General features: G+C 43.4%; 16 protein-coding genes and 2 tRNA genes. 10 read left to right on the plus strand and 8 right to left on the minus strand.

The genetic code is table 11. From position 1 onward, the window contains the following. Position 1: 1 nt before the first annotated feature. The 5 genes from AAEU32_RS04455 to AAEU32_RS04475 all read left to right on the plus strand — a co-directional run bounded on the left by AAEU32_RS04455 (position 2) and on the right by AAEU32_RS04475 (position 3168). Entirely contained in the window at positions 2–358 is a 357-nt protein-coding gene (locus AAEU32_RS04455) for a hypothetical protein (RefSeq protein ID WP_421969318.1), read from the plus strand. Between the two features lie 305 nt (positions 359–663). Beyond that, on the plus strand, positions 664–1314 hold the full coding sequence (locus tag AAEU32_RS04460; RefSeq protein ID WP_421969319.1) for a DUF2589 domain-containing protein: 651 nt from the start codon (positions 664–666) through the stop codon (positions 1312–1314). Between the two features lie 284 nt (positions 1315–1598). Further along, positions 1599–2228, plus strand: coding sequence for a DUF2589 domain-containing protein (locus AAEU32_RS04465; RefSeq protein ID WP_421969320.1), 630 nt, complete (start codon positions 1599–1601; stop codon positions 2226–2228). Positions 2229–2306: 78 nt separating this feature from the next. Next, positions 2307–2807: an Mpo1 family 2-hydroxy fatty acid dioxygenase gene (locus tag AAEU32_RS04470; protein WP_421969321.1), complete on the plus strand. Its 501-nt coding sequence runs from the start codon at positions 2307–2309 to the stop codon at positions 2805–2807. Between the two features lie 28 nt (positions 2808–2835). Then, on the plus strand, positions 2836–3168 hold the full coding sequence (locus AAEU32_RS04475; RefSeq protein ID WP_421969322.1) for a hypothetical protein: 333 nt from the start codon (positions 2836–2838) through the stop codon (positions 3166–3168). A gap of 83 nt (positions 3169–3251) precedes the next feature. Here the strand turns inward: AAEU32_RS04475 and AAEU32_RS04480 are convergent, their stop codons facing one another. Together AAEU32_RS04480 and AAEU32_RS04485 are read right to left on the minus strand one after the other, a co-directional pair. Continuing rightward, positions 3252–4313 (minus strand): DUF3083 family protein, encoded by a 1062-nt coding sequence (locus tag AAEU32_RS04480; protein ID WP_421969323.1) that lies wholly within the window; start codon positions 4311–4313, stop codon positions 3252–3254. 81 nt (positions 4314–4394) lie between these two features. Further along, positions 4395–4820, minus strand: coding sequence for a CBS domain-containing protein (locus AAEU32_RS04485; protein ID WP_421969324.1), 426 nt, complete (start codon positions 4818–4820; stop codon positions 4395–4397). A 179-nt stretch (positions 4821–4999) separates the two neighbouring features. Here AAEU32_RS04485 and AAEU32_RS04490 point away from each other — a divergent pair, with 179 nt between their 5' ends. The 3 genes from AAEU32_RS04490 to AAEU32_RS04500 all read left to right on the plus strand — a co-directional run bounded on the left by AAEU32_RS04490 (position 5000) and on the right by AAEU32_RS04500 (position 7588). Then, complete coding sequence (locus AAEU32_RS04490) at positions 5000–5392, plus strand: VOC family protein (protein WP_421969325.1); 393 nt, start codon at positions 5000–5002, stop codon at positions 5390–5392. 85 nt (positions 5393–5477) lie between these two features. After that, positions 5478–7145: a glutamine--tRNA ligase gene (gene glnS, locus AAEU32_RS04495; RefSeq protein WP_421969326.1), complete on the plus strand. Its 1668-nt coding sequence runs from the start codon at positions 5478–5480 to the stop codon at positions 7143–7145. An 86-nt stretch (positions 7146–7231) separates the two neighbouring features. Beyond that, positions 7232–7588, plus strand: a complete 357-nt coding sequence (locus AAEU32_RS04500; protein ID WP_421969327.1) for a VOC family protein — start codon at positions 7232–7234, stop codon at positions 7586–7588. Between the two features lie 8 nt (positions 7589–7596). On the opposite strand, the gene AAEU32_RS04505 is transcribed toward AAEU32_RS04500, so the two are convergent. After that, positions 7597–8418: an MliC family protein gene (locus tag AAEU32_RS04505; RefSeq protein ID WP_421969328.1), complete on the minus strand. Its 822-nt coding sequence runs from the start codon at positions 8416–8418 to the stop codon at positions 7597–7599. Positions 8419–8607: 189 nt separating this feature from the next. Here AAEU32_RS04505 and AAEU32_RS04510 point away from each other — a divergent pair, with 189 nt between their 5' ends. Next, complete coding sequence (locus tag AAEU32_RS04510) at positions 8608–10635, plus strand: methyl-accepting chemotaxis protein (RefSeq protein ID WP_421969329.1); 2028 nt, start codon at positions 8608–8610, stop codon at positions 10633–10635. A gap of 116 nt (positions 10636–10751) precedes the next feature. Here the strand turns inward: AAEU32_RS04510 and AAEU32_RS04515 are convergent. The 4 genes from AAEU32_RS04515 to AAEU32_RS04530 all read right to left on the minus strand — a co-directional run bounded on the left by AAEU32_RS04515 (position 10752) and on the right by AAEU32_RS04530 (position 13519). Next, positions 10752–10828, minus strand: a tRNA-Val gene (locus tag AAEU32_RS04515). A gap of 150 nt (positions 10829–10978) precedes the next feature. After that, positions 10979–11055 (minus strand) — tRNA-Val (locus AAEU32_RS04520). 114 nt (positions 11056–11169) lie between these two features. Then, positions 11170–12192 (minus strand): DUF3080 family protein, encoded by a 1023-nt coding sequence (locus AAEU32_RS04525; RefSeq protein ID WP_421969330.1) that lies wholly within the window; start codon positions 12190–12192, stop codon positions 11170–11172. Then, on the minus strand, positions 12167–13519 hold the full coding sequence (locus tag AAEU32_RS04530; RefSeq protein WP_421969331.1) for an MATE family efflux transporter: 1353 nt from the start codon (positions 13517–13519) through the stop codon (positions 12167–12169). The genes AAEU32_RS04525 and AAEU32_RS04530 overlap by 26 nt, the downstream gene beginning before the upstream one ends. 70 nt (positions 13520–13589) lie before the next feature. Between AAEU32_RS04530 and AAEU32_RS04535 the strand changes: the two genes are divergently transcribed. Further along, positions 13590–14222 (plus strand): riboflavin synthase subunit alpha, encoded by a 633-nt coding sequence (locus AAEU32_RS04535; protein ID WP_421969332.1) that lies wholly within the window; start codon positions 13590–13592, stop codon positions 14220–14222. On the opposite strand, the gene AAEU32_RS04540 is transcribed toward AAEU32_RS04535, so the two are convergent. Next, positions 14219–14422 (minus strand): CPXCG motif-containing cysteine-rich protein, encoded by a 204-nt coding sequence (locus tag AAEU32_RS04540; protein ID WP_421969333.1) that lies wholly within the window; start codon positions 14420–14422, stop codon positions 14219–14221. The two genes, AAEU32_RS04535 and AAEU32_RS04540, sit on opposite strands and share 4 nt — an antisense overlap. Positions 14423–14543: the final 121 nt, after the last annotated feature.

The following is a 14543-nucleotide window of genomic DNA, read 5'->3' on the forward strand; positions in this document are numbered from 1 at the left end:
CATGTGGTTGTATGTGATATTCGCCGTCATTGTGATTAAAACATCACTTTTGGGATTGGGTATTGTCTCAATTATGATCAGTTGTATTGCATTGCTCGTTATAAAATGCCGAATCATCAATGCGTCTGCTTTTGTTACTAGCAGAGCTAGGCGTATTTTTCGTACAGCGCTGTGGCTGCATGTGAGTGTGTATGTAGCCTTAGTGTTGAAACTGATACTCATTGACTCAGTTGATGATATCCCTATGTTTATCGCCAGCCACCTGATTGTCCATCATCTTATGGCTGCATTTATAGCAGCAACCTTAATCGTAATGTTGATACGCGGTTACTTTAGTTCCAAGTCTCTCAACACCTAACCACCTGCATTTAGGCCACAATTTAATGATATTATGATAGGCATTGTTGCCACTGCTCATGTTCGTGAATATGGGTTTTGTGCATCCTTAAAATATTCATCTGTTGTGAAAGTCTCAGTATGAACGTTATACCTCATCCCCAATAAGTTTCTTTTCCAATACTAAATTCGTAAATTTAATATTAACTATATGTAAATTACTTGTAAAAACAATAATTACAACCTATTACATATTTACCTCTATTTCGTACGTGCTAACTACGTTTTAGAGGCTACTACAGCGAATTATGTATAAAGGAGAACAATATGGACACAGCATTAGTAGGGTCTGTGATTAATGCCTTGCCATTAGACCGGATGATTGGCGGACCTTTGCGTGCAATGATCACCGCGCAGGTGCAGGCTAGTCGGGCCTATGCCGAGTTTTTGATGACGGTATGTATCAAAGACGGCAAGGCGGTAAATGTTGAATTTGAATATGACGAAACGCAAGTTGATACCGAAGGTAAGTTTCAAGGAACGATTCGTAAAACAATGCGTGTGCCGTTATTGGCTGCGCTTACACACCCAAATATTTGCATCGAAGAAGGCACCATAGATTTTGAATTGGAAATCACCCAATCAGAGGAAAGCCACAGTGAAACAGATGCTGAAGGTGGATTTGAAGCAAGCCTAGGTTGGGGCCCTTTTAAAGTAAAAGTGCATGGTAAGGTTTCCCATAAATCTGAACAAACACGTAAAACTGATACCCGGGCAAAATATTCAATTCACACCGCGATTAAACGCCAAGGTCCACCAGAGGCGCTGATGCGAGTGATTGACTTTTTGACTGATGCTGCGACCAAGCCGGTTGTCATCGGAGATGGCAAACCAACGGATGCATCGAAGTTACCCGAGGACACCAAAGCAGCGATTGCACCGGACTCCTCGGCAAAGGAAAAAGCGAAGTCTAAGTAAGGTTAAACAGTGACGATGTTTGTGCACCTATTTAACAGTGTTAAGCAGTTGGTCTGGGATTGCTATTGCCAGGTTTGGGTTTTCATATCACATGAGGTGTTATGCGCCAAAAAGCCAGACGTTAAAGAGCAATCCCAAACTATAACGCTAAAAAGTGATAGCGCGGTGCGCATTAGCGATACCCGGGCTCGCGTGTCGATAGACATCACTGCGTGTTCGGGCTTTGTTGATATACACCAGTTAAATGAAATAGCAAAGCGGCAGAAAAACAATAAGGACGAGTGATGTTTGGCAAAGAGAAAATGAATTCGCAAATGCTCACCGATATCACCAGAGGTATTCATCATGCAGTGAATACAACGGGGCAAATGATTTCGCAGCAGTACGTGATGCAACTACAGCAATTCTTCGATACACAAGAAGATGGCTCACTCGCTGCGAAAATGGTGAAAGTTCAAGTTGATGATCAACATGACATGTATGTGCCGCTCATTGCTTTAGTGCAACCACAGGGGATAGCCCTAGATAAAATGCGCTTTGAGTTGTCGGTGCAAATAACCGAGAGCGAATTAAAACGTGCAACTCATGAGGTTGATGGTTTTAATGCTGAGCGGGTTGCCTTTAGAGTTAATTTATCTCCAAAAACGGGGGAATCTCCAAGGCGAAGAACAGACATCGTTGATGTTGAAATGGAGTTTACACGGTGTGACGCGCCCGAGGGCATGCATCGTCTTATAGAGCAGTATGCAAATATGATACAGCCATTTAAAAATGGCGCTACAGCGCCCGAGCCCAATGATGAACCGCAAGGTGAAGGACCATTAAAATCTGCGCATACTTCAGCGCGTAAAGTGAATATTGTAAGCTTCAACACCCGCGCTACAGGTGAGTTAGATAAAGATAACGACGAGTAGCAAGTATAGACAGTGGGATTTGCTGAGCTTTTATTCTAAACTCAGGGTGAACACATAATTAAAATAAGAAATCTCACAATGAAATCATTAACCCAACAGCTTGCCAACTATGCCCTGTACCATAGGGACAAACGCAATATTTATACGCACTTTGTCGGTATACCCATGATTGTGTTTGCAATCGTTATTCTGCTTAGCAAACCGGCATTGCTCGTGTTGGATGTCACCATTACACCCGCTACTGTCATTGCGTGTGTGACCTGCTTATATTATTTGCGCTTATCGCTGTCTATTGGGGTGGTTATGAGTGTTTTGTTCTCGCTTGCTGTAATTGGTGCAACACCATTTGCTGCAATGCAGACAACGCATTGGCTAGGTTGGGGGATAGGCTTATTTGTTGTTGGCTGGGTATTTCAATTTGTTGGCCATTTCTTTGAAGGTAAAAAGCCTGCATTTGTAGACGATCTTATAGGGCTTATCATCGGCCCATTATTCGTTGTGGTAGAAGTGCTGTTTATGTTGGGGTTGTATAAAAGCTTAGAAAACGACATCGTAGAAATTGCAGGACCAACTCATTAGGATAATCAAAGCTTTCAAGGACGCAGCAATGAAAAGAATACTGGCCTATGCGTTGTGTATATTCGCACTTTCTGGTTGCGCCGACCCAATCCCGCTTGAGCGCCAAGATTATGTCGGCTTGTGGCAAAGTGCACAAATGTATGTATACATCAGCAGCGATGGAACCGTGCAATACAAACGGGTGAAAGATGGGCTATCAACTACCATTGATGCACCATTGCAAGAATTTAACGGTGATGACTTTATCGTTGGGCTGTTGTGGATGAACACGCGGTTTGTGGTGTCAGTACCGCCGCATCAAATAGACGGGCAATGGAAAATGACGGTCGATGGCGTGGAATTAACTAAAGTTGAAGAGTAATGGGTTGCATGGCATGTTGACCTTTGAAGTATGCATTTTGTACAAATCAAAGATTAACACGCCCTAGGCAACCCACTTTAGTATCAGCGTGTGTAACTCAAATGCTGATAGAAGCGCGTGTTCACATCTTGACGCTCTGGGTCTATGTGAAGGTCTTTGCACACAGCGTTAATAACGCCCTCAACATTATTCATGAACTTGCCAAAGCCCATGTCATGCTTATCGTTGTCACTGGCAACAATTATAAAATCAATACTGTCTACCAACTGTGAGCCATCGTATATCACATAGCTTTGAATTTGCTGCAGTGATGGCAAGAAGCTTAGTTTTTCTAGCTCATCATTATGTGCGCTGGTATCAATGTCGCGATGGCGAATGAGTGGCGTTCGACCGTTGGCAATCATTGCTCGCATTTGTAGTTTCTTACCCGCACATGCGCTCAAGAAACTATCTTCAATACGCGCATACAATTTAGCGTAGTCTGACTCGTTATTATCGAGTAAATGTGTTTTTACTTGGCGCGTGAGTGGCAGTGTGAAGCGCGCATAAGTGAGATCTTTATGATCATGAACATTGACACCTCTTGCTTGATAGCGCGATTCTAATGCGCGTAATTTATAGCCATAACTTTCTTTTAATCCCTTTGCGCGAGCGAATATGTCATAAGTGAGATGCTGGTGGTCTCGTATTTTAAAACTCACCGTGGTGGGTAATTGTTCACGCAAGGTATCAATTACTTTTATTACTTTGTTATGAAACTGTGCACTGTGCGCACGAATATCTTCACCCGTTGCAAGAAATAACAATCTGATTTTGTTTGCGCGAACATGTAAATCACCATGAATTGAGTGCGCTTCATGATAGCGAGGGTTATAGAAAAAAAATTGTTGTCGTTGCGTTTCTAGGCAGTATGACTCGTCGTGATACCGCACTATTGGGAGCTTGTCGTTCACTAATACATGCACATTATATAAACCAGACTCTTCGACGGATGCAAAAAGTTGGCGGGCGATGCGCTGGTGTGCGCTGGCATAGTCACTAAAACATCCGTAGAAATCATCGGATGGCCTAAATTCGGCCAAAATATACTGATTAGCACGTGCATTGGTCGGAATATACACACGGTGTTGATTTTGCAAAGCCATAATTAATCCTTGTTCCTTGGTAAATTACGGCGGCAATTGTAGTGTGCTTCAATGTCACATTTGTTGCGCTAGATTAAAGTTTTATGACTTTTCTAATAACGCTATGCTCAAACGGACAAAGTCTGATGATGTTAATATTCCCACTAAAGATGTGCCATCCATCACTGGCATACAGCCATGACGGTTAGTAACAAAAAACTTCGCAATATCAACAAGCTGTTCATTTGGGTCTACTGACTCAAAGTCAGTGTCCATAATTTCACTAACATGGGTTTGTTGCTCTTTGGTCTCAAGCGCTGATGCGCCATAGACCGATATGATTTTCATTACTTGTGCAATCATCACCTTTTGCGTAAGCATTCCGACGAGCATATTCTTGCTATCAACAACGGGAATATGACGGATGTTATGTTCACGCATAATCCCATGGGCTTGATGCAGAGTTGCGTCTGATTTAATCGTGATAAGTTCAGTAGTCATAATGTCAGCAGCGCGTGTAAAACTCATATCAAAACTCTCCGAAGATTTATTAGTAAACTAAGCTAACCTGTTAACAATAGGAGATAGTTGATCTTAATCAACCTTAGATTTTAATGCGTACTTTCTTATAACCGAGTTGTTTTCTGGGCGGACATGACGCCCTAGAGCGTTATTAAAATCAAAAAGTTACTAAAGGAGGGGGGAAAGTGCAATTACACGGAATCGACCACATTGTGTTGCGCACAAAAAACACGCCAAGGTTGCTGCAATTTTATCAGTATGTTCTGGGCGCAGAACTTGAGCGCACTCTTGAAAATGAAGGCCTTTATCAGTTGCGTGCAGGTAACGCGTTAATTGATATTCTCAGCGTCTATGGCGATATAGATGAGGGGCAAGAACCCCATTATCCTAGTTCGCCACTGGCCCATGTGTGTTTAGCTATTCACGCCGCCAACGAACAAGCCGTGTCTCGCCATTTGCGTAGTCGAGGAATTACACAGCAACTCACATTTGCAACACGATATGGAGCCACTGGATTTGGTCGTTCTTTATACATCCAAGACCCAGATGGCAACAAGGTTGAATTAAAGCTAGTGTGACCCCACTAAAAGCTGTATGTTAACGGCAGATTTTGTCATAATGACGTAGTTTAGAGCTACGTAGAATTCAGAGGAAAGTATCCCAATGGCGGAGATTGAAAATCGCCCAACGAACTTTATTCGTAATATTATCGATGCAGATTTGGCGTCGGGTAAACACCAACAAACACACACCCGTTTTCCACCAGAGCCAAATGGCTTTCTGCATATCGGTCACGCAAAATCAATTTGTTTGAACTTTGGTATCGCTCAAGATTACCAAGGCCAATGTAATCTTCGTTTTGACGATACTAACCCAGAAAAAGAAGACATCAATTACGTTAACTCAATTAAAGAAGACGTGCAGTGGTTAGGGTTTGAATGGAGTGGTGACATTCAGTACTCATCAAACTATTTCGACAAGCTTTACGAGTACGCGGTTGAACTTATCAACAAAGGCCTAGCATACGTATGTTTCTTGTCGCCAGATCAAGCACGTGAGTATCGCGGTACGCTTAAAGAGCCAGGTAAAAACAGTCCTTACCGTGACACACCAATCGAACAAAACCTCGCTTTGTTTGAAAAAATGAAGAACGGGGAGTTCAAAGAAGGTGAGTGTGTGTTGCGTGCCAAGATTGATATGGCCAGCTCCTTTATGGTGCTTCGCGATCCGATTATTTATCGTATTCGCTTTGCACATCACCACCAAACGGGTGATAAGTGGTGCATCTATCCGATGTATGATTTCACTCATTGTATCAGCGACGCGTTAGAGGGTATTACCCATTCATTATGTACGCTTGAATTCCAAGATAACCGCCGTTTATATGATTGGGTGTTAGATAACATCAGTATTGAATGTCATCCTCAGCAAATAGAGTTTTCTCGCTTGAATCTTGAATACACCATGATGAGTAAGCGTAAGCTTAATCAATTAGTGGTGGATGGTCATGTGGACGGGTGGGACGACCCTCGTATGCCAACTATTGCGGGGCTACGCCGCCGTGGTTATACCCCAGCGTCTATCCGTGAATTTTGTAAGCGCATTGGCGTAACAAAACAAGACAACTTGGTAGAGATGGGTATGCTAGAGGCGTGTATCCGTGACGACTTGAATGATAATGCTGCACGTGCCATGGCCGTGCTTGACCCTGTTCGTATTGTTATTGAAAACTACCCAGAAGATCAGGTTGAAATGCTTGATGCACCAAATCATCCTAACAAGGAAGAAATGGGCTCTCGTCAATTGCCATTTACTCGTGAAGTATTTATTGAGCAAGATGATTTCCGCGTTGAAGCGAACAAAAAGTTTAAGCGTTTAGTGCTTGGCAAAGAAGTGCGCTTGCGTAATGCATATGTCATTAAAGCTGAACGTATCGAAGAAGATGCAGATGGCAATATTACAACCATTTACTGTACGTATGACGCGGATACCTTGGGTAAAAACCCAGCCGATGGTCGCAAGGTAAAAGGTGTTATTCACTGGGTAAGTGCGAGCCACTGTATTGATGCTGAAGTGCGTTTGTATGATCGTTTGTTTAATGTGCCAAATCCGGGCGCTGCAGATGATATCGCTGATGCATTAAATCCAGAGTCACTGCAAATCGTTGCGAATGCGAAATTAGAGCCAAGCCTTGCAGATGCAAAAGCGTTAGTGGGGTATCAGTTTGAGCGTACAGGGTATTTTTGTCGTGATGATCACTTCGAGCACCTTGTGTTTAATCAAACCGTGGGTCTGAGAGATTCATGGGCGAAAATAGAGAATCAAGGCTAGATAGCTACTAAAGATTTTGAAAGAGCATCATTCGATGCTCTTTTTTTATGCTATGTTATTGGTAAATAACAACAAGGAGCAGGGATATGCATGAACATCACAACAAACTCAATTACGTTGAGTTATGTGCAAGGGACATCGAGGCAACCAAAGCATTTTTTACAGCGGTATTTGCATGGGACTTCACGGATTACGGGCCTGATTACACGTGTTTCACTGGGCAAGGCCTCGATGGTGGGTTCTATCGCAGTGAGCAAACGAGTGTATCTGCAAACGGCGGAGCACTGTTAGTTTTATACAGCAGCGATATAGAAATCACACAGCGCGCCGTAGAGAAGCACGGTGGGGTGGTGAATAAAGCGGTGTTTTCATTTCCAGGTGGTCGCCGCTTTCATTTCATTGAGCCCAGCGGTAACGAATTTGCCGTGTGGACAGATAAATAGCTCACACCTCATAATAATGCGCATTTAATACGTGGGCCGTTATATTTCCATTGCATGACGGCGCTGTGCTCATCTTGAACCCACAGTGATTCATTGCGGCCCGTATATTTCTTGCCCACTTCACTTTGTATTTGCTGCATGAGCCAAACATTCATACCATCACTGACTTTTACTCTGGGCACGGAAGTATCGTAATATTGCACCGTTATAGTTTGGCCAACACATTGATAGCTTTCTTGTTTATATGGTTTTAATAAATCGTATGTGAGGCGTAAGTTATCAATACGCTGCTGGTAGCTAGATTCTACACAGTGGTTGATGTTTTGCGCTTTCCAGCATTCATCACGACCTTTTGCCCAACCTCTTTGGGTTGCTTTGAGAGTAATGACTTCTTGATTGTTGATGACGGTCTTTAACGCAGCGTGGTAAACAACGTCTAGTTGTTTGTCTAATTGAGCGAGCTGCTCATTATTGCAAATAGTCTTTTGTACTTGGTTAGATACCGCATTGCAGTGAAAGCTCGGCATCTTCGCTACTTTGTCATTCATATAAGCGCACCATTGCTTAGATAATAGCACTGGTTTATCTGTGTTTTGCGCCACTCCCACTCTGTGCTCAATACTTATGGCCCATTCAACACTCCCTATATCCGGACCATGACCTAGATTATCTTGGCTTGAAATGCGTTGTTCTAATTGCAGGTATGAATTCTGTGTGCACTGGCTATCAGCCAAAGAGTCTGGCAAATCAGGCTGCATCGATTCACTCTCAGGTATGGTTTGGCATGCCGCTATAGCGATGAGTAGGGTCGTTACAAAAACTCGTTTCATTGTTGTAAGGAGTATAGGTCGATAACATTTTCGACAGTGTAACGATGCACAATTAACCTGATGTGAATTCATTATGCAGACATAAGTCTGATTTTTAATCACTTATTCATTTTTGTATCATTTATGGCTAGCACCATGTTTTTGAATATGTTTTGATACAAATAGAAAAATAATAATAAAAGGTTGAGTATGTTTAATAACCTATCCTTGCGTAAAAAAATTCTGCTGTTAATTGGTGGAACCCTGAGTTTACTCATGGTTTTATTGGCGGCGTTTTTCATCAATCACATTGCTAAATTATCTCGCGAAGGTATAGAGCGTGAAGCGCACAACTACCTCCAAGCTGAGCGCTTATCAATGGAATCGTTCTTTGCACAGTATGGGCGAGTGGTTGAAACCTACATTACCAATCCATCGTTGGTCTCATTTTTTGAACAGTACACTCAACGCGGTACTAGCTTGAGTACAAATACAGGTTATCAGCTGATCAATAAGGACTTTGAGCGTATCAGTAGCCGTGATAGCAACATCTTGTCAGCATTTTTTGCTTCCGCAAAGACTGGTGAATATTTCAAAGAAAATGAACGCACTTCGGCGTATGCAGATGGGCAACCTTACTTTGCGTATGAACGACCTTGGTGGAAAGAAGCCATGGCGAAGGGCAAGTTGTATGTAGGCGATATTTCCGTAGATATCAGCACAGGCGATGTGTCAGCAGTTGTTCAGCAACCTGTTTACAATGACAGCCGTGAACTTGTCGGTGTTGGTGGCGTAGATTTACAAATTAATGCCATTAAGAACATGGTTGAAGAGATTTCCTTCCAAGGACAAGGAGTGGGCTTTTTACTTGATAGTGAGCTTAATGTTGTTCACTTAGCCAAATCTACCGGACATACTCTGTCTATTACCGATGAGAATGGCGGTAAAGATAACTTAGGTGCGCTGGAAAAACAGTTCAAAGACACCTCTGGATTCAATGCCCTCACACAACAAATGCGAAGCAGTGAACAAGGTATTGCTAAGGTCATGTTAAAAGGCCAAGAGTATTATGCTTTGTTCAATATGCTGCACTTGGACAAACCCATGATTGAATGGCACCTTGGGATCCTCATTCCCGTTAGTTTGATTGAAGAGCCGGTCAACGATGCCGTTATGAGTGCCTCGACTGCAGTATTGTTGATACTGGGAATTATTGTCGCAATGATTTTCTGGGTAACGCATTTGGTGGCTAAACCCATCACCTCACTGACTCAAATTATGCGCGATATTGCATCGGGTGAAGGCGACTTAACTCGACGTATCGATATCAATAGTACTGATGAGGTTGGCCAACTCGCGCATTACGTCAACACCTTCATTGAAAAGTTGCGAGCGCTAATGCTAACAACAGCACAACAAGCGCAACAGTTGAGTGATGCGGCTAGTCACTTACAGCAAGTATCAGGCAAAACAAATAACGAAATTCAAAAAGAAAAGGCGCAAGTGGATAGTGTGAGTACCGCGGTCACTGAAATGGCAGCCACGGTCAACGAAATCTCATCAAATGCGCAACATACCAATGATGCTGCGGCGTCAGTGCAACAGATCAGTGAACAAGGGCGTAGTCAGTCAAGCGAATCGCAGCAAGTCATGCAAGCGCTTGCTGCCCACATTGGTGATGCGGCCCATGTAGTCACAGGCTTAGCACAAGAAACCAATAATATCGGCGCGGTTGTTGATGTTATTAATGGCATTGCCGAGCAAACCAACTTGTTAGCGCTCAATGCAGCAATCGAAGCTGCAAGGGCAGGTGAGCAAGGACGAGGATTTGCCGTGGTAGCCGACGAAGTACGCTCATTAGCAAGTCGCACACAAGAGTCTACAGACGAAATACGCACTATGATTGCTAACTTGCAGCGAATAGCAGAGCAAGCCTCAGCAATGATGCAGCAAGGTCAGTCTCAAGCGCAAAGTTCAGTGACGCAAACAGAAGCGGTTATGGCGCTATTACAGCAAATAAATGATGCGGTTGTTGATGTGTTAGACCAAAGTTATCAAATTGCCCGCAGCACAGAGCAGCAAAGCGTGGTAGCTGAAGATATTAATACCAGCCTCAATGCCATTAATGATTTGGTAAACAGTACAGCCGATCACGCTGATGTGTTAGCGAAAGAGGCGGATGATTTGAATCATTTGGCTGGTTCGCTCAATAGCACAGTAAGTCAATTTAAAGTGTAAGAGCTTTAATTGAACATATAAAAGGCAGGGCACATCACTCTGCCTTTTTTATTGGGCAAACGAGTTTTGGACCATTGAATGATGTTATCTGTATCTGGGAATTTGAAGGGTGAATTTGGTACGACCGAGTGGATTCGAACCACCGACCCCTACCATGTCAAGGTAGTGCTCTAACCAACTGAGCTACGGTCGTACTGAGTTTTTAGGTTATCTAAATTCATCCATGAAGCAATGCCCTGTCGGCGTCCTGCCTCCACCTCGTTTGGCTGCGAAGCAGTGCTTCGGTCCAACCTTGCCCAACTGAGCTACGGTCGTACAGAATACGAGATGTATTTTTAAGGATTGGTACGACCGAGTGGATTCGAACCACCGACCCCCACCATGTCAAGGTGGTGCTCTAACCAACTGAGCTACGGTCGTACTGCTTGTTGTGATGAGAAGATTCTCAAATGGCAACGCGGAGTAATATATAGTGTGCGTTTACCCTTAGCAAGCCAAATTAGCTAATTTGATGATTGTTTGCTTTTTTTTTATTCATACTGGGCTAATTGCACACTGTTTGTAGAAATTTTGCCACCAAATAACGTGCTGCTTACTGGCAGTTTTTAAATTGCTAAGTAGCTGAGCTTCTTTGCCTACACCTATGACTTCGCTTTTCGGACCGTCGTTTTCATTCAAGAACTGCCACACTCTTTTTAGTTCGGGATTTAAATCTTGCAACGCTCCTGATAATTGAGCCTGATAGCCTTGCAGTTGATTGATATAGAACATGTTAAAGATGTTGTGCAATATAGTGGCGGTGTCTGTGCTTCGTTTGGGCGGGCACACAGTCTGAATAATGTTTACTGTATTGAGTTGTTGCGTCAGATGTCGATTAAGTGCGATTTGCACTCGTGCGGACGTGATGAGCTTGCGAATATAGTCGTTGTTACTGAGCGATTCTAATGATGGAGTGATCACAGTAACATCAATGTTGTGCCAACGCTTCTTTGCAATGTCATCGGCGATATTTGCAAAGGCACGAAGCGCTTCGAGGCTCTGTGTCTTGCCAGCATACTCATCAATGTTCAACTCTTTTGTGGACAGCTGCGTCATGCGCTTAAATTCGGCCTCGCCTGCCATCATGTTATTAAAGGCGACATGGGCATGTGCGATTTTATTCTGTTTGGCGAGAGTTAACGTATCGATGAGACTCTGGTTGAGTTGCTTTGTTTGTGGATGCTCTATACAGGCATCAACGAGTTGAATGAAGCGGATATGGTATTTGAATCGCTCACTCGGCAGCGCCACCTTTCCAAGCTGATTGTTATGCGCGGCAATGTGTGCGCTAAGGCGACAATGGTTAAGTTGTCCTAATTCGATTAGCCCAATGGTGATGTTGGATTCTATTGGGATGGTGGCAAAGTTGTCCAAGGGGCTAAGCGTAACGTCGTATGATTCTTCTATCTCTAAGAACTTGGCCAAACGGGAGCGGTACTCTTTATGAATATCTGTGGGCTGCTCAGAGCAACCCACTAACATCAATAGCACGCTAAAAATGAAAAGGAGCTTTTGCAAGTCTTCTCCGTAGTGTAAAAATCAACATCACTGCAGCACAGGATAGTCCAACAATGATGCCAAGCCAAAACCCTTCGGGTCCCATGGCTTCGACAATCAGATCTGTTCTTCCTAAAACGTAACCGAGCACAAAGCCGATCAGCCAATATGATATGAAAGTGATATAAGAAATTGGCGTGGTGTGCTTAATACCGCGTAACATGCCGCTGCATACAACCTGGAGTGCATCAGGGAGCTGATAAAAACAGGCCAGCACTATAATGCTGGTTGCCAGTGCGATGACTTCGGGGTTATCAGTGTAAAGTGCGCTGATTTCTAACCGTAATAGATAGGTCAGCGCTGCGACAAAAACTGCAACCAACAAAGCGAGTATAAAACTTGTGCTCATGCAGCGTTTTAGCGCCACATAGTCCTGTTGGCCGAACAAATTCCCAAAGCGTATAGCAACCGCCATCGAGAGGCTATATGGAAACATAAACAGTAACGTGGTAACTGAAGCTGCAACTTGATGCCCTGCTACTGCAATAGTGCCTAAGGTAGCGATAAACAAAGGAATACACGCAAATAGGGTGACTTCGAAGAATATTGCTAATGAGATAGGGATCCCAAGTTTGACTTGAATGAGCACAGCCTTGGCGCTAAATGGCGCATAGTTTCTAAAAAGGCCTCTACCATCAAGGCGTTTACTCAAAAAACTATAAACTAACAAAGATAAACCCATTGCAGTCATGACCACCGCGGTTGCAACCCCGCAGCCAGCGCCCCCTAATGCTGGAAACCCAAGTTTACCGTATATAAACACGTAGTTAGCAGGGATATTAATTAATAAGCCAATAATTGATATGTAAAGAGCAGGGGTTGTGTATGCCTTGCCTTCAGCGACATTACGTAGCAAAGAGTATAAAAGCAATCCGGGTAAGCCAAATTGCACATAAGTGATGTAGTCAACAGCCAGAGACTTAACTGCTACTGTGGTATCGAGAAAATTGATAACAACATCGGCAAAATATGCGAATACAATACCGCAAACCAATAAAGCGAGGGCTAAATAGCTACTTTGTTGGAAATGAGAGGCTATCTCTGAGTGCTTATTTGCGCCAAAACTATGAGCAACCAAGGATGTCAGAGCCATGAGGATCCCCAATAATGCAAAAATTACGGGGTTCCATAATCCGGTCGCGATCGACAATGCTGCCAAGTCAGTCGCACTGACTTGGCCGGCCATAATGGTGTCGACAACTGACATCAGTACAAGTGTGACTTGTGCAAAAAAGACAGGGACGGCGAGGCGAATTAACCTGTTCGCTTCCCATGTACAAAACTTCATAAGTGAAAGGACATCATATAATATAAAGCGTCATTCTATCTGGTTGCCTAGAACATAAAAAGGAAAAGCGATGTTTACTGGAATTGTACAGTGTCAAGCTCATGTGGTTGCGGTAAAAATGAGCGAGGGTGTGCAACGCCTCGTAATATCAGTCAACAAAGAATATCTTAATCACCTAGATTTAGGTGCTAGTATTGCCATTAATGGCTGCTGCTTGACGGTTGTTAAGGTCGAGGTAAGTAATACCGATGTAGTGGGCCAAGTGCACTTTGATGTAATAGATGAAACGCTGGGGTTGACCAATCTAGGTCAGCTACAAGCTGGTCATGCAGTAAATTTTGAGCGTTCAGTTACCATCGGCACTGAACTAGGTGGGCATGTGGTGTCTGGTCATATTCATTGCACGAGTGCAGTGCTGGAGCGTATTGATGACGAGGATAACTGTAAGATTCATTTGCAGTTGCCAGCAAAATGGCGCGATTACGTGCTCTACAAAGGCTTTGTATGTGTTAACGGTGCAAGTTTGACAGTGGGAGAAGTGACACCTCACGGCTTTTGGCTGCACTTGATACCAGAAACCTTAGCTATTACGAATATCGGTCAAGTACAACCGGGAGCATTATTGAATATTGAAGTTGATCAGCAGACCTATACCATAGTTCAGACGGTGCAGCGTTATATGCAACAAAACAACTACAACTAGAAAATTTGTTCGTCGTCTGCGTCGATTCTAAGTTCTACAGTATTAAATGCTCTGTCGATATGCATGTTGACATGAATGGGGTTGCAACAAGCAGAGCAGTCCTCGTAGTAGTCCTGATCACCAGAACTGGTATCGACGTCTACAAACGTATGATGTCCGCAGTGCGGACAAAGTATTCTTTGCATGCTGTAGTCTTTCATAACTACCTCGTATGACAATCAAATGACTTCCCTACAAGTATAGTTATAATTGCGCGTATCTACCCATATAAATGTAATTTAAATGGGTACAAGTTTGTTTGCAAACACAGTGTATCGGCTA

This window comes from Pseudoalteromonas maris (assembly GCF_049257235.1).
Lineage (GTDB): Bacteria > Pseudomonadota > Gammaproteobacteria > Enterobacterales > Alteromonadaceae > Pseudoalteromonas.